At 69.3% G+C, this 16,518-nt stretch carries 9 protein-coding genes; 7 read left to right on the forward strand and 2 right to left on the reverse strand.

Annotated features, from left to right (window positions below):
- Positions 1-19: 19 nt before the first annotated feature.
- The 4 genes from OG842_RS02405 (at position 20) to OG842_RS02420 (ending at position 4,033) form a co-directional block, all read left to right on the forward strand.
- Positions 20-1,024 carry a TauD/TfdA family dioxygenase gene (locus OG842_RS02405; protein ID WP_266726988.1) on the forward strand — a complete coding sequence of 335 codons (1,005 nt, stop codon included), beginning with the start codon at positions 20-22 and terminating at the stop codon, positions 1,022-1,024.
- On the forward strand, positions 1,021-2,091 hold the full coding sequence (gene sbnB, locus OG842_RS02410; RefSeq protein WP_266726990.1) for a 2,3-diaminopropionate biosynthesis protein SbnB: 1,071 nt from the start codon (positions 1,021-1,023) through the stop codon (positions 2,089-2,091). The genes OG842_RS02405 and sbnB overlap by 4 nt, the downstream gene beginning before the upstream one ends.
- Before the next feature lie 209 nt (positions 2,092-2,300).
- On the forward strand, positions 2,301-3,308 hold the full coding sequence (gene sbnA / locus OG842_RS02415; protein WP_266733393.1) for a 2,3-diaminopropionate biosynthesis protein SbnA: 1,008 nt from the start codon (positions 2,301-2,303) through the stop codon (positions 3,306-3,308).
- Between the two features lie 266 nt (positions 3,309-3,574).
- Entirely contained in the window at positions 3,575-4,033 is a 459-nt protein-coding gene (locus OG842_RS02420) for a CBS domain-containing protein (protein WP_266726992.1), read from the forward strand.
- A 178-nt stretch (positions 4,034-4,211) separates the two neighbouring features.
- Here OG842_RS02420 and OG842_RS02425 read toward each other — a convergent pair whose 3' ends face one another.
- Both OG842_RS02425 and OG842_RS02430 read right to left on the reverse strand, forming a co-directional pair.
- Positions 4,212-5,138, reverse strand: coding sequence for an alpha/beta hydrolase (locus tag OG842_RS02425; RefSeq protein WP_443064051.1), 927 nt, complete (start codon positions 5,136-5,138; stop codon positions 4,212-4,214).
- A gap of 157 nt (positions 5,139-5,295) precedes the next feature.
- Positions 5,296-6,912: a phosphodiester glycosidase family protein gene (locus OG842_RS02430; RefSeq protein WP_266726995.1), complete on the reverse strand. Its 1,617-nt coding sequence runs from the start codon at positions 6,910-6,912 to the stop codon at positions 5,296-5,298.
- A 602-nt stretch (positions 6,913-7,514) separates the two neighbouring features.
- On the opposite strand from OG842_RS02430, the gene OG842_RS02435 reads away from it, so the two are divergent.
- The 3 genes from OG842_RS02435 (at position 7,515) to OG842_RS02445 (ending at position 16,344) form a co-directional block, all read left to right on the forward strand.
- Positions 7,515-8,600 (forward strand): PP2C family protein-serine/threonine phosphatase, encoded by a 1,086-nt coding sequence (locus OG842_RS02435; RefSeq protein ID WP_266726997.1) that lies wholly within the window; start codon positions 7,515-7,517, stop codon positions 8,598-8,600.
- A 558-nt stretch (positions 8,601-9,158) separates the two neighbouring features.
- A complete protein-coding gene (locus OG842_RS02440; protein ID WP_266726999.1) occupies positions 9,159-12,107 on the forward strand; it encodes an ATP-binding protein in 2,949 nt (982 codons plus the stop codon).
- Positions 12,108-12,588: 481 nt separating this feature from the next.
- A complete protein-coding gene (locus OG842_RS02445; RefSeq protein WP_266727001.1) occupies positions 12,589-16,344 on the forward strand; it encodes a S8 family serine peptidase in 3,756 nt (1,251 codons plus the stop codon).
- Positions 16,345-16,518: the final 174 nt, after the last annotated feature.

Here is a 16,518-nt window from a genome sequence, read left to right on the forward strand (position 1 = left end):
CAGTTGAAAGGAGATCGAAATGTCGTCCACATCCACGGCGTCGCTGGTCGACGTGGAACTGGAATCCGGCAAACCCCCGCGCCTGAGGGCCGAGGTCACCGGAGACGCGCCGGCCTGGGCGGCCGAGCACCGGGAGACGCTGCGCGCAGTCGTCGCCGAACACGGTTCGGTCCTGGTCCGAGGCCTCGGGCTGCGTGACGCGGCCGAGACCGCAGCCGTCTTCTCAAAGCTGGCCACCGGTCTGATGACCGAGCAGGAGGCATTCGCACCCCGGCAGACCTACTCCGACGGGGTGTACTCCTCATCGAAGTGGCCGCCGAACCAGCCCATGTGCATGCACCATGAACTGAGCTACACGCTCGAGTTCCCCGGCCTGATGATGTTCGCCTGTCTCAGCGCGCCCACCGACGGCGGGGCGACCGCGGTGGCCGACTCACCGACCGTGCTCGAGGCGCTGCCCACCGAGTTGACCGAGCGGTTCGAGCGCGAGGGCTGGCTGCTCACCCGCAGCTACAACGACGAGATCGGCGCGTCCGTCGCCGAGGCCTTCGGCACCGAGGACCGGAGCGCCGTCGAGCGCTACTGCCGCGCCAACGCGATCACGTTCGAGTGGCAGCCCGATGGTGGACTGCGTACCAGACAGCACCGCAGCGCCGTGGTGCGCCACCCGGTCACCGGCCGACGCTGCTGGTTCAACCAGATCGCGTTCCTCAACGAGTGGACGATGGACCCCGAGGTGCACGAGTACCTGGTGGACGTCTACGGCGCCGACGGGATGCCGTTCAACACCCGCTTCGGCAACGGCGACCCGATCGGCAAGGATGTCGTGCAGCTGCTCAACGACGTCTACGAGGCGAACACCGCACGCGAACCGTGGCAGGCCGGCGACCTGATGGTCGTCGACAACGTCCGCACCGCGCACAGCAGGGAGCCCTTCGAGGGACCGCGTGAGGTGCTCGTCGCCATGGCCGATCCGGTGCGTCTGGACGACTGCTCGCCGACCGTGAAGGTGACCACGCGATGACCACCGTCGATTCCACCCCGAGAGAGTCCGCAACGGTCGCGCCGATCACCGTTCCACCGTTCGCGGTGATCTCCGGTGCCCAGGTCCAACGCACGCTGCACAGATGCGAGAAGCGGATCACGGAGCTGGTCGAGGCCACCTACCGGGCGCACGGCGCCGGTGATTCGGTGAACCCGCCGTCGTACTTCCTGCGCTTCCCCGACCGCCCGTCCTCCCGGATCATCGCGCTGCCCGCCTCGATCGGCGGGAAGGCACGGGTGGACGGCCTGAAGTGGATCTCCAGCTTCCCGGACAACGTGACGGCAGGCATCCCCAGGGCATCGGCGGTGCTGATCCTCAACGACCCCGACACCGGCTACCCGTTCGCCTGTCTGGAGAGTTCGATCATCAGCGCCACCCGGACGGCCGCGTCGGCGGCGTCGGCGGCCGACTGGCTCAGCCGCGACCGGCCGCGACCGACGCGTGTCGGGTTCTTCGGGGTGGGCTTGATCGCCCGCTACATCCACACCTTCCTGGCCGGCACCGGCTGGTCGTTCGACGAGATCGGCGTACACGACCTGTCCGCCGAGAGCGCGGCAGGCTTCCGGTGCTACCTGGAGCAGTCGGACACCGTCGGCCGGATCACCGTGCACGACAGTGCCGAGCAGTTGATCCGAAACAGCGACCTGGTCGTCTTCGCCACGGTCGCCGGCCAACCGCACGTCAGTGACCTGTCATGGTTCGCACACAATCCGCTGGTGCTGCACGTGTCGCTGCGCGACCTCGCGCCGGAGATCCTGCTCGCCTCGACCAACATCGTCGATGACGTCGAGCACTGCCTCAAGGCCGACACGTCCCCGCATCTGGCCGAGCAGCTCACGGGCAACCGGGACTTCCTGCACGGCACGCTCGACGACGTGATGGCCGGACGGGTAGAGGTGCCGGCGGACCGGCCGGTGGTGTTCTCGCCCTTCGGCCTCGGGGTGCTCGACCTCGCGGTGGGCAAGTACGTGTACACCGAGGTGGCCCGCTCCGGAGAGTTGCACGTCGTCGACGACTTCTTCCACGAAACGAGCCGGTACGGATGAGCCGGCCGAGAGCGCAGGCGGCTTCTTCGAGGCTGAGCCCGGAAGAGCACACCAGTCCCGTCGCAGCAGGTCCTGACGCACGAGACAGCGGCCGCTGACACAGGGCCCTGTCCCGCCGGTTGGAGACAGGGCCTCGCCCGCACGGGCGAGGGTCCCGCCCCCGGCCGGATGACTCCGAAAGTGCTCTGCTCCAGACAGAGGAGACCATGGTGCCCGTCATTTCCACTCCCTACGGCTTCAACGAAGAGAATCTCTATGTCGACCTCCGGTCGATCTTCGGGCATTCACTCTTCCTGAAGTGTGAGGGCTTCAACTTCGCAGGCTCGATCAAGTTGAAGGCCGCGACCGCGATGGTGGAAGCCGCTGAGCGGGATGGAATCCTGACACCGGAATCGATCCTGGTCGAGTCCTCGTCCGGAAACCTCGGCGTGGCGCTGAGTGTGATTGCGGCGAGCAAGGGCTACCGGTTCCTGTGTGTGACGGACTCCCGCGGCAATCTGTCGAACAGAATGATGATGGAGGCGTTGGGCAGCAAGGTGCATGTGCTCGCCGAACCGCGGGCGGACTCCGGATTTCTCGGCGCCCGGCTCGACTACCTCCGCGCGTTGTGCGCCTCCGACGACCGATATGTGTGGCTCAGTCAGTACACCAATCCGAACAACTGGAAGGCGCACTACCGTACGACCGCGCCGGCGGTCGCCCGGCAGTTCCCGCGGCTGGACGTGCTGTTCGTCGGAGCCGGCACCACCGGGACCCTGATGGGCTGTGCGCGCTACTTCCGGAGATGGCACCGGCCGGTGCGGATCATCGCGGTGGACAGTGTCGGCTCGGTGTCCTTCGGCGGTTCGCCGGGCCCCCGGATGATTCCCGGCCTGGGCATGAGCATGCGCCCTCCGCTGCTCGACGAGTCCTATGTCGACGAGGTGATTCTTGTCGAGGAGGCGGACACCATACGTGCCTGCCATCGTCTGGCCAGGCGCGGATTCCTGTTCGGCGGCTCCACCGGCACGGTAATCAGTGGCGCAACGGACTGGTTGGCCCGGCACGACGCGAGCGAACTCACCGCAGTGGCCGTCAGCCCGGACCTCGGCGAGCGTTACCTCGACACCATCTACCAGACCAACTGGCTGGAGGATCTCTACGGTGAGGACGTGCTCGACTCCGACAAGGAGACCGCCCATTCCTGGGCAACCGCCACTCCGCCGCCAATTCGGTAGGGCCGTCGGCCGGACCCTGCCTGCGGGCCGGCAGCCGCAGTGGCAACCCGCACCGGCTCCAGGTTCGTGAGCGCCGGCTCTCCGTCCGAGGAGCCGGCAGCTCCGACCAGGCCGTTCCCAGTGTCCGCCTCGGCCGCTCGGGGCCGATCCGGCCGGGAGCGACGCTCGGGATCCCTGTATCGCCGACGCTTTTGAGGAGCGGTGCTGAGCCATTCGTGTTGTGATCGATGACGGAGGAGGCAACGCAGTCGGAACGGGAGGAAACCATGGGTGCGAAACTGCGAGCGCGAGACATCATGTCCGGCGGCGTGCAGTGCGTCGGCGCGCACCAGTCGCTGTTGGACGCGGCGAAGATGATGCGCGATCTGAACATCGGTTGCCTGCCCATCTGCGGCGACAACAACAGACTCACAGGCTTGATCACGGACCGTGACATCGTCGTCAAATGCTGCGCCGAGGGCATCGACCCGGCAACTGTGCAGGCCGGATCACTCATGGCCAAGGTGCACTGGATCGATGCCGAAGCGGACGCGCGCGATGTCCTGACAACCATGGAGGAACACCAGATCAAGCGGTTGCCGGTGATCGACGTCCAGGGCGGCCACCGCCTGATCGGCATGATCACGGAGGCAAATCTTGCGAAAAATCTCAGCGACGAACAGATCGCCGAGTTCGCGAGCCGCGTGTACACGATCGCCGGAATGACCGGCCGGTCCGGGGACTGAGGTCTCGCCGAACCCCACAGGCTCCGGCGCGGGGTGTGATGTGTGCTGTCCGACGGGGACAACTACGATTTCCGCCGAGTTCGGCCTTGGTGCGGATGCCACGTCCGTGCGCGTCCCAGCCGCGGTCGGACATGGCACGCCGGGGATGCCATGACGAACGGCCGCGGCGCGCGGCCGCTCAGCCGTCTGCCCTCATGGCCTGGAGCAACATCGGTAGCGAGGAGTGCAACTCACGCTGCCAGTACGGCCAGCCGTGGGTCCCCGGTCCGTAGAAGTTGGTCGTCACATGCTTCGCGCCCTTGCGTTCGAGTTCGCTGGCGAGAGCGTGGTTCTGCCTGTTGAAGTCCGCCTCCAGCGCGCTCGTGCTGCCCGGCGGGTCCAAGGGGCCGGTGGTGCCGTCACCGCACGACAGGTAGACGGGGATCGGAGTGAGGCGCTTGGCCAGGTGGAACGGATCGTGGGCCGCCCAGACGTCACGTTGTGTGACCGGGTCGCCCCAGACCCTCAGCGGGTCATTGCCCTGACCGGCGAAGAACCCCATGATGCGGTTCGTCGACTCGTCGTTGAGCAGCGGGTGCACGGAACCGGAGTACGCCGCGACCGCCTTGAACATCCCGGGGTGCCGGGCGGAATACAGCAGAGCGCCCTGGCCACCCATCGACAGTCCCGCCACGACGCGGTTCCTGCTCGCCCCCCAGCCGTGCTCGAGGAGCAGACGCAGTTCCTTGGTGTGGAAAGTCTCCCACGCCGGGTCACCGCCCCGGCCGTAGTTCCACCAGTCGCTGTACCAGCCGTTCCAGCCGCCCTCCGGCATGACCACGAGGACGTCGCGCAGGCTGTCGGTCCGCGCGATGTCGGTCCGAGCGGTCCACGACGTGTAGTCCCCGCAGCAGCCGTGCAGCAGCCAGAGCGTCGGCCAGCGCCGGCTCCGGTCGCCCGGGTCCCAGCCATCGGGCGTGAGCAGACGTACGTTCACCTCCCGGCCTCCGAGGGCCGGTGAACGCACCGACAGATCGACCTGCCGGTCGGCGACCTGGGTGACCGCGACGACCTCAGCACCCCGGGACGGGACACCCGACCCGCCCGCCTGCCGGGCAGATGACACCGTCGACGCGGTGGCGTGCGCAGGCGGAGTCGACGCGAGGGCCGGCAGCAGCGCGAGAAGGACGAGCAGGAGGCGGGATCGGCGGATCGGGACGGCGTTCACGGCGGCTCCCGTCGGTCGGTGGTAACTGGTTCCGGTGTTCTCGGATCGAGCCGGGTCAGCCACGGTCCGGCAGGATCAGCAGTGCGTCCCCCACAGGGCGTTCACCGGCCGCGTCGGACGGGTTGTTGATCACTTCTCCGTCGACCACCATCGTGGTCGACCCGCCGCCGTCGAGATTGACCGCGTCGCGCAGGCCGAGTGCCCTGGCCACGGCGGCGCTCTCGGGAATGCTCAGCCCGAGCGCATCCGTGCTGCGTCCGTCGGCGGTGACGAACACGGTCCTGCCGGCGGTGTCCACCCCGGCGAGCGTGCGTGGATTGCGCTTGTGCACCCAGCCGTAGTAGAAGCTCGCGTTGCCGGGCTGCACCATTCCGTCGGTGGCAGGCGTGACGTGCAGCCGCCCGTCGCGGACCAGTTCGGGGCCGCCGTTGAAGATGCTGGTCGCCGGTGATGGGGAGACCTTGCGACCGCTGCCGTCCCGCAACGCCCCCTCTATGCGCAGAGGTCGGCCGACCCGCGCCAGGTCGGCCAGTTCGGCAACGCGTGTGCCGGTCGCCTGCACGGAGCTGCCGCCGGCCGGCAGCGATCCACCACGCGGTGAGCGGAGTTCGAGGACCCGTCCACGGGCGTCCGTTACGGTCTCCAGGCCGTCGCCCTGTGGTGTCCGCCGTCCGTAATCCGCCGTGAACGCCACGAGTTCGTCGCGGTCGGTGCAGGTCACGTCATGCAGGGGCAGCGAGGTCGGACTGTCGTCGGCGGTGCCGCCGCAGTTCCTGATCAACCCCGGTACGCGGTCGATACCGTCCAGGGGTTGCGACGCGCCCCGGCCGACAACCCGTCCCTTCCAGCTGAGCCGGGTGACCGCGCTGTGCCGACCGGAGTCGCGCATCACCAGACCGGGGCGCCCGTTCACCGGCTCGCTCAGTAGCCGTCCGTCGTAGACACCGATGCCGGCCGGATCGCCCGGGGCTCCCGCGCTCGGGTCGAGGACGAAGAAGCCGCCGTTGACCGCCGCGGTCGCACCGGAGGCGGCTGCCAGCTCGCTGGTCTTCTCGCGGTTCTCCAGATCGGAACCGTACGATGCCTTGAGCCCGCCGCGGAACCGGTCCGGGTCGATGGTGAGCACGTCGATCCGCCACGGGCCACGGTCCGCCGAATTCCCGTCCCAGCCGGTGTACACGACGGACCCTGCGTACCCGGCACCTCTGAGCCTGGTGCGCTCCGACGTCCCGGTGGACTGCGAGTCGAACTGCCCGACCCGGACCCGCCATCCGAGCGTTCCACCGGCGTGGTCGGCGACCGCCGGAGTCGTGACCTCCTCGACCCGGGCGTCAAAACCGTCCTCCTGCAAATCGGCAGCCAGCTCGTCGGCGCTCGCCCGGTCCTTCAGCGCCGTCGGCGGCGCGTCGGGGTCCGGGGAGGTGACGCCGCCGGGTATCGAGACCTCGACCGTCCACGCAAGCGCCGGGGCGTCGGCACCGCGCACGATCCGCGTGAGCGTGACACCGGGCTGCAACGTCCGCGTGCTACGGGTCTCGGTCAAACCGGCGGCGCCCAGCGGCAGGGCATGCGCCGGCCCCGGCCGCGGCTCGGAGGAAGCGGGTGCCGGCAGGGCGCCCACCACGGCGAAGAGGGCCAGTCCCGTACACGCACCGAGCCACTTGCTGTTCACGTACCCCCCCTTGGAAAGAACTGCCCAGCTACGGTGCGTGCGGCAGCGGCCACCGGTCAAGACGTGTGCACGACCTGCCTGTACGGCGACCACAACTCGACCGACGGCAGCAGACGAAGAACCTGCTCGTCTCGTACTCGCCGAAGAAGCCGGGCTTCTTCCAGGCGCACGTCCACATAGTTGCCGGCCTGGTTCCGGAAGAGTCGGCTGCCAGGTGCCACGTCGAGCCGTTCGCATGGGCACGCGCCTGCCCGAGGCAGCCGCCGCGTGATCACCTCGGGCTCGACGCAGGGCACAGAGATCCCCGCGCGAAGGTCCTGACATGCCATTGGCTGGAGCAATGGTGGGCCCGAAGCGTTGCCGGGCAGCAGGATGGACGTCTTGCCCACATCAGGTGCCGGGAGTCCCGCGTGTACAGGCTGTTTGAGTGGAGCCGCCAGGAGCAACGTCCGCATGCGGGCCCATACGGCGGCTTCGTCCTCCGGCCGGGCAGCGTCCGCGCTTGCGCCGCTCGCTCTGCGACGGAGTGAGCGGTGAGGTGGCCGGGCCGCCCTGGGGCGGCGAGTGGCCGGGCAGCGCCGCCCGACGGCGGCGGTCCGCAGGTGACGCCCGCGCCCGTGTGGATGCGGTGGCTGCCCGCCTTCTATGTCGCGGGCATCCTGGTGCTCGAACCCCTCACGCCCGTGCAGTGGCCGGTGAGCTTCCTGCTCATCGCCCTCCCCGTGATCGCAGCCTTCGCCCACGGCCCCGCTGTCGTCGTCGGCGTCACCGTGTTCGCGATCGTCCTCGAAGGAGTCCTGGCCGGCACCCCGTGCTGCGCGGGCCGCCCGGTGAGCTACGTGTGGGAGCGTCACTACGTGGCCGCCTACCTGAGCACCGCTGTGGTCGGCGCCCTCGGAACACTCCTCGCTGCCCACCGGGTGCGCCGGGAACGCACTCTCGCCAATGTGCGCTTCGTGGCCGAGATCGCGCAGCATGTCCTGCTGAGCCCGGTCCCGCACCGCATCGGCCCACTTCTGGTCGAAGACCTCTACCTGTCCGCCGCTGCGGAAGCACGCATCGGCGGTGACCTGTACGAGGCCGTCCCCACCACGTACGGACTCCGCATTGTCATCGGCGACGTCCGCGGCAAGGGACTCCCCGCCGTCGAGACGGCCGCCACCCTCCTCGGAGCCTTCCGCGAGGCCGCCCACGACGAACCCGACCTCGCCGCCGTTGCCCGCCGGGCGGAGACAAGCATGAATCGCAGAGCCGCCCACCTGGCCGGAAGCGACGTGGGCGAGCGTTTCGTCACGGCTGTCTTCGCCGAGATCCCCCGCCGTCACGTGGTCCGCGTGGTCAACTGCGGCCACCCCCCACCCCTCCTGATCCGCTCGGACGGGGTCACCGAACTGGAGTCGGCCGACCCCTCACCGCCCCTCAACCTGGGCATGCACCTCACAGAGGGCTACCGGGTCGACGAGTACCCCTTCGGTCCCGGAGACCAGTTGCTGCTCTACACCGACGGCGTCACCGAAGCACGTGACCGCACCGGGGCCTTCTACCCCCTCCGCCGGCGTGTCCTCTCCTGGGGCCCTCTCCAGCCCCGGGAACTCCTCGACCGCCTCCACCACGATCTCCTCATCTACAGCAACAACCACCTCCACGACGACACCGCGGCCCTCGCCATCTACCACCTGCCCGAATAGAAGTGCCCTGAAGATCTTGAAATCGCGCCCGTCTTTCAGCGGTTCATATCGGTCGCCCTCGTCCGCCGTCAGCGATGCCGACCGGTAGACACGCAAGCGCCTGCCTGGGGCAGTGCCCCCACGCGCCGAGCAGCGAGGACGCGTCGGAGGCGGCCTGGCCAGTCTGTGGGAGAAGGCCGACCACGAGGTGACCGGCCTCGGCCGCGACGGCGGCCAGACCTGAGTGATCTGACACCTGCTCAAGACCTGTGCGGGCCAAGCCGACCGACCGCACCTTCCACGGAGGAATTCCATGAACGAGAACAATCCCAGCGAGGCCGCCAAGGCGATCGTCCGCCGCAACACCGAGGAGGTACGCCAGTGACGCGGAGGCCCCTGCCCCGGGCGGGATGATGGCAGCATAGACATCGGTCCCGGGACTCCACAGTGATCGCCTTGTGCACCACGCCTGCGAACGTGGCCTACCCCCCTGCCACCTCGGCTTGTAACCTCTGATCATATTGTTCACGGAAGACGACGGTTCGGGCACGCCGTCGCCTGTCTCCCACGGTGGGGCGAATGTCAACCAGCGATTCCGACACACGCGACCTACCAGCGATCGCATCCCCCGGCTTGGTCGGACGCGAGCGCGACCTCGCCACTCTGAGAGCGGCGTTGTCCGCCCCGCCGGTGGTCGTGCTGGTCGAGGGCGAGGCCGGGATCGGTAAGAGCCGGCTGATCCAGGAGCTGCTCGCGGCGCATGCCCCGGCCCGGCAGCGGGTGCTGCTGGCGGCCTGCCCAGCTGTTCGCCGGCCCTTCACACTCGGGCCGGTGGTGGACGCGATCCGACCGGCGACCGAGGATGTCGCCGGGCTCGGCCTGAGCGGACTGGCGGGGGCGCTCCGGCCGTTGTTCCCCGAGTGGGCACCGTCGCTGCCGCCCACACCCGACCCGGCCGAAGACGCAGCGGCAGCACGACACCGACTCTTCCGGGCCATCGAGGAGATCCTCGAACGGCTCGGCATCGGGTTGCTCGCGGTTGAGGACGTGCACTGGGCAGACGAGGCCACCCTGGAGTTTCTGCTGTTCCTGGCATCACGTCCGCGACAACAGGTCAGTCTGCTCGTGAGCTACCGCCCGGAGGAAATCGCGCCGGACTCTCTGCTGCTGCGGTTGTCGTCGCGGCAGCCGACGGGCGCGGCGCGGCTGCGGCTGTCGTTGGAGCCGTTGGACGTCCCGGGGACTGCCGCCATGGTGTCCTCGATGCTGGGTGGGGAACGGGTTTCCGACGAGTTCGCGACCATCCTGCACGACCGGACCGACGGGCTTCCGCTCGCGATCGAGGAATCCGTCCGGCTGATGTGGAACCACGGCGGCCCGACCCGGCGGGGTGACTCCTGGGCGCGGCAGCGGCTGCGTGAGATCGTGGTACCGCCGACGGTGCGGGATGTCGTACTGGAACGCAGCGTACGGCTCGGCCCGGCGGCACAGGCGGCGTTGCGCGCGGCCGCCGTGCTCACCGACCCCGCCCCCGAGGGCGCCGTCGTCGAGGTGATGGCTCCCGAAAGCGATCCGGCGAGCAGGCTGGCAGGCTTGGCGGAAGCGGTGGGTTCGGGGCTGCTGAGGGAGGACCCGCGCGGGCTCGTCTCGTTCCGGCACATGCTGGCGTGCCGCGCGGTGTACGAGGCGATTCCTGTGCCGCAGCGGCGGGCGATGCACCTGCGTGCCGCGCACGTCCTCGAAGGCGCCACTCCGTCCCCGGTCGCCCAGCTCGCGCGCCACTTCCGGGAGGCCGGCGACACGACGGCATGGTGCCGGTACGCGGAACAGTCTGCCGACCTCGCCCTCGCCTCGGGTGACGATGCGACGGCGGTCATCCTGGTGCACGATCTGCTCACCAACGCCGATCTGCCACCCGCCGACGTGGTGCGGCTGACCAGCAAGGTTCCGTTCTGCCTGCTCAGCGGGCACGAACGCTACCGCGAACTGATGGACGCTCTCCGCCTCGTGCTGGACGCCGGCGAGCCGGCGCCGAGCGAGGCGGCGGAGATCCGCTTCCATGTCGCCCGGCTGCTGCAGCAGACGGAGGCGTTCGAGCAGTCCCGGATCGAGATGGAACGCGCACTGCCCGACCTCGGGCACGACCCGGCGAAGGCAGCCCGCGCAATGATGTTCCTCGGCCTGCCGTACGGGACGACGACACCCGCGGCCGAACACCTCAGGTGGCTGCGGCGCGTTGCGCAGGTGCCGGTCTCGATGGCGCCGGGGGACCGGCTGAGCATCCGGGTCGGGCGGGCGAGTGGGCTTTTGCTGCTCGGTGAGGAGGAGGGGTGGGTGGAGGCGGCGTTGATCGGCGATGACGCGTCCACCGCCGCGGAGAGGCAGCAGATCATGGTCGGCCAACTCAACGTTGGGCACATGGCGCTGATTTGGGGGAGGTACCCGGAGGCGAGGCGGGCGCTCACACTGGCCGCAGGGCTGGCCGACACGTATCAGTACCAGAAGCTCCGCGGGAAGGCGCAGGTGACACTGGCCCACCTGGACTGGCTCACCGGAGACTGGAACGGGCTGGCCGACCGGGCCGGATCGCTGGCCGGTGACGAGGAACTCCTGCAGCCGGTGAGCCGCCTGGCGCCGGCCATGGTCACCGGCTTGCTGTATGCGGCCCGCGGTGACCAGGACCGAGCGGACGAGTGCCTGCGGGTCGTCCTGGAACAAGCGGACCGACATGGCGGTGCGGAGTATTCCATCGAACCTGCCGGCGCCCTGGCCAGGCTCCGGCTCGGCGCGGGGCGCATCGACGACGTGCTGCGGCTGACCGATGAGCCGATCCGTTTCCTGGAACACAAGGGCACCTGGATCTGGGCCACCGAACTCGCCCCGGTCCGGACCGAGGCGCTGCTCATGGCCGGCCGCGCCGACGAAGCCGGCGACCTGGTCGACGCTTTCGCAGCGGGAGTGCGCGATCGCCGCTCACCCGGCCCGCATGCCGCCCTGTCCACCTGCAGGGCAATCCTGGCCCAGCATCAGGGCGATCCCCTCGGCGCCGCCGAACTGTTCGCGCGTGCGGCCGACGCGTGGCAGAGCCTTCCGCGGCCATACGACGCCCTGCTCAGCCGTGAGCGGCAGGCCCACTGTCTGCTACGTGCGGACCAGTCCGATGCGGCCCTCTCCATCCTCACGGAAACCTTCCAGGGGTTGTCCACCCTCGGCGCTCGTGGCGACGCCGAGCGCGTCATGCACACCCTGCGTGCAGCCGGTGTCGGGGTCAAGCGTCCGTCGTGGCACGGTGGACGGCGAAGCTACGGCGATCAACTGTCCCCCCGGGAGCTCGACGTAGTCCGGCTGCTCGTCGGAGGCCGGACCAACCGGGAGATCGCCGGTGTCCTCATCCTGTCGCCGAAGACGGTCGCGCGGCACGTGGAAGCAGCGATGCGCAAGCTCGAGGTGTCGTCCCGGACGGCGCTGGCCGTGAAGGTCGTCGAAGCCGGCGTCGTCGTCGACAGCCCGGCCGGCGCCCACCGTTAGGCGAGCGCGGAAGCAAAGATGGGTCATCTGCCCAATCGTCCGGTAGCCAGTGCGCGAACAACACTCAACGGCATGGAATCATTACATCCGCCTGTCGCCGTTCATCCCCCCGCGTCCGCACGGCTTCTGGCGCAGGGTCGAATCTGACGGATCGCCTCGACCGGTCCACCCCTCCTGATTTTCCCGACGAGGCCGGGTTCCGGGGCGAACCCCGCAGGCCAGCCGACCAGTTCCAGCTCACTGCCGCCGCAGCGGGACGCGGCGTTCGTCGGCCGACGCCACACCACCGATCGGCCCGAAGCAGCGCCGGCCGGCACCCACCGCATTCATCGCACCCGTTCGGCGTGATGCGCAACCCCCGCAACCGCGCGGTATCCGCGCGCATTCTCCCCTCAGAAAAGGTCTTTGCCGCATGAGACAGTCACCACCGGCTGGGGCGTCCAGTTTCCCGGTCCACCTGGCCATGCCCGTATTCCGGCGCTTGCCACACCGCTCGCATCGGGCTCTCACGGCGCTGCTGGCCACGGCCTGCGTGGCCGGGGCGCTCGGCATCCCCACCGTCGCCGCCGCCGAAGCGCCGACCACCCGGGCGACCCAGTCGCAGCACAACGGCCCGGTCGTCGCCGCACACACGATCACCCTCGTCACAGGTGAGGTGGTCACGCTGGACCGCTACGCCAACGGCGTGCAGGCGGCAACGGTCGCGCCCGCGCCCGACGGCACCCCGGCGGCGTTCTCCACCATGAAGGTGGGCGACGAGGTCTACGTCATCCCTGACAAGGCGCAGCCGTACCTTGCCGCGAACGAGCTCGACCGCGAGCTGTTCAACGTCACCAAGCTGGTCGAGTACGGCTACGACGACGCGCACCGCCGCGCAGTGCCGCTGATGGCGACCTTCGCGGGCGCGCGGGGCAAGGCGGGCAAGGCGCTCAAGCAGGCCGCGCCGACCGGTTCGGTGAAGGAGGACGAGCTGCCCAGCGCCAACGCGGTGGCGCTGCGCGCGAGCAAGAAGAAGGCGGCGACGTTCTGGGAGGCGGTCGACGACGACAGCGCCTCCGCCACGAAGGCACCGAAGCTCGCCGACGGCATCAAGAAGCTCTGGCTCGACCGGCCGGTGCAGGTGACGCTGGATCAGAGTGTGCCGCAGATCGGTGCTCCGGAAGCGTGGGCGAAGGGCTACGACGGCACCGGCACCAAGGTGGCTGTCCTCGACACCGGCCTCGACCCCACGCACCCCGATCTGGCGGGGCGGGTGAAGGAGACGCAGAACTTCACCGACGACCCCGACGCGGTGGACCACCACGGTCACGGCACGCATGTCGCCTCGACCATCGCCGGTTCGGGTGCCGCGTCGGGCGGCAAGTACAAGGGTGTGGCACCGGGCGCAGACCTGTACATCGGCAAGGTCCTCAACAGCGCCGGTGAAGGCCCCCAGTCGGGAATCATCGCCGGCATGGAATGGGCAGTGGCCCAGGGTGCGGACGTCGTCAGCATGAGCCTGGGCACAAACGCCCCCAGTGACGGCACCGACCCGATCAGCGAGGCCGTCGACCAGCTCACCGCGTCCTCCGGCGCACTGTTCGTCATCGCGGCCGGCAACACGGGCCCCGGCAAGGCGACCGTGGGCTCGCCGGGTGCCGCGGATGCCGCGCTGACCGTCGGCGCGGTGTCCAAGCAGGACGAGCTCGCGAGCTTCTCCAGCCGCGGCCCGCTCAAGGACACCTTCGCCGTCAAGCCGGAGATCACCGCGCCGGGCGTGGGCATCGTCGCCGCGCGCGCCGCGGGCACCTCGATGGGTACCCCGGTCGACGCCGACTACACCGCGGCCAACGGCACCTCGATGGCCACCCCGCATGTGGCCGGCGCCGCGGCGATCCTCGCCCAGCGCCATCCGGACTGGACCGCTGACCGGCTCAAGCAGGTGCTGGTCGGCACCGCCAAGCAGGGCGCGTACACCGCCTACCAGCAGGGCGGCGGCCGGGTCGACGTACCCAAGGCCATCGACGCCACGGTCTACTCCAGCCCCGCCGTCGTCAGCATGGGCAAGAAGTCGGCCGAGAGCGCGCCGGTCGCCAAGACGGTCAACTACGTCAACACCTCCTCCACGGACAAGACGCTGTCGCTCAGCCTGGCCTCTTCCGGGGAGACCGGGCCCGCACCGGACGGCACGTTCACGCTCAGCACCACCGGCGTGACGGTCCCGGCGAACTCCACGGCGAGCGTGACGGTGACCTACCACCCCGAGCTCGGCGCCACGGGCGACTACACCGGTGTCATCACCGCCACCGCGACCGACGGCACCGCGATCCACACCACCGTCGGCGCGACGAAGGGGGTGCCCACCGTCGACCTCACCGTCGACACGATCGACCGGCACGGAAACCCGGCGACCGGCGAGATTGCGGTGTTCGACCTGGACACGGGGGCTTTCCGCCAGGTCTTCCCCCAGGACGGAACCAAGACTGTCGCGGTGCCGCAGGGACGCTACTCCGTCATGGGTGTCGTACACACGAGGGACAAGGCCTCGTCCCTGGTCACGGACTACACCCTCGCCGGCGAGCCCGTCGTGGAACTGACGGCGGACCGGGCGGTCACGCTGGATGCCCGGCTGGGCAAGGAGGTCAAGGTCGCCACGCCCAAGGAGTCCGAGGCGGACAACTTCAAGCTCGGGTACCGCCAGCAGCTCCCCGGCAAGCCGGGGATCGACTTCATGAAGCCTGCGGCTAGCCCGATCTGGAACCACACCTATGTGGTGCCCACCAAGCCGGTGACGCTCGGCACGTTCGAGTTCCACTTCCAGCAGCGCAGGTACTCGCCGGAAATCCGCGCGTCCTACGCCGGGCAGGGAGGCGCGCTCCCGCTTAAGCCGGTGGCCGATGCGGCCCGGCTGTACGACCGCAGCACGCTCCAGGCGGTTGACGCCGGCATGGCACGGCCGGAGGACCTGGCCGGCAAGGACCTCAATGGCAAGCTCGCGGTCGTCACCCGCGAGAGCACCCCGTTCAGCTACACGAAGTCTGCCGAGCTGATCGCCGCAGTGGCCGATGCCGGCGCGAAGGCCGTGATCCTCGTCAACGACCGGCCCGGCCCCTTCGCCACCGGCGTGTCGCGCTTCACCGGCACTGCCATCCCGGCCTGGTCCCTCACCCAGGACGAGGGCGCGGTGCTCTTCGGCCGGATGGCCGACGGTCCCACGCGGATCAACCTGCAGGGCATCACAGACGTCCCCCAGGTGTATAACATCGCGATGATGGTCCCCGGTGGGATTCCGGCCGACCCCGTCGACGCGGTCACCGCGGAGAACTCGGCCGTGATGAAGTCCCACTACCGCAGCACCAAGGGCAGCGTGATCGGCGACGTCGACTCGGCGGTCCGCCCGAACGATGCCTTCATCTTCGACGTCCTGAACTCCTTCGACGCGCCGTTGGACCGGGAGGAGTGGTACTCCACCGGCAGCAGGTCGCCGATGATGAAGGACATACGGTGGTGGCACAGGATCTACCCGGACCGCACCGACGTCGCCCGCATTGTGAGGGACGAACTCCGCACCTACCAGCCGGGCGAGCAGCACGAGCAGACCTGGCTGGGCGCGGCAAACGGCCCGGCCGGGCCGAAGGCCAGCCAGGCGGTCCGCGAGGGTGACAACATCACCCTCACCATCCCGGAGATGAGTGACAGCCAGGGGCACGCCAGCTTCTTCGAACACGACGCCGACAAGCGGACGGTGCGGCTGTACCAGGACGGGAAGCTCCTCAAGGAGGTGCCGCGACTCTCGCTGACCACGCTGCCGGTCAGCCCCGACCCGGCGACCTACCGCCTCACCCTGGACACGGAGCACCCGGCGTGGTTCCCGCTGTCCACGCAGACCAGCACCGCATGGACGTTCAAGTCCGCCCGGCCGGCGAGCGACAAGGAGAGCCTCGCGCTTCTCTGGCCGAAGTACGGCTTGGACCTGGACGCGGAGAACACCGCCCGGGGTGGCAGGACCGACCACTTCGATCTGGGGTTCGCCCTCCAGACCGGCACGACTCCGGACATCCGCGGGGTCGAGGTCACGATGTCCACCGACGACGGTGACACCTGGCACCCCGCCAAGGTGAAGAGCGCGAAGGGCGACAGCTACAAGGTGACCCTGCGCAACCCGGATTCGGGCTACGTATCGCTGCGCGTCAAGGCATGGGATGCCAACGGCAGCACGATCGAACAGACCCTGATCAGGGCCTACGCCGTACGCTGACCCTCGCGGCAGACCCTGACTCGTTCGACCGCGCCCCTGGCACGAGGCTTGTCCTTGTGTCAGGGGCGCCCCCCGTTCGTTCCGTCGTCGCCAGTCTGGAGCAGGACGGACGCACTGCAGCGGCCGCCCGCGGCTCTCACGGCTCGCCCCGTCCTCTCCTGCCTCGCAGACGAA

The sequence above is a fragment of the Streptomyces sp. NBC_00376 genome (assembly GCF_036077095.1).
GTDB lineage: Bacteria > Actinomycetota > Actinomycetes > Streptomycetales > Streptomycetaceae > Streptomyces.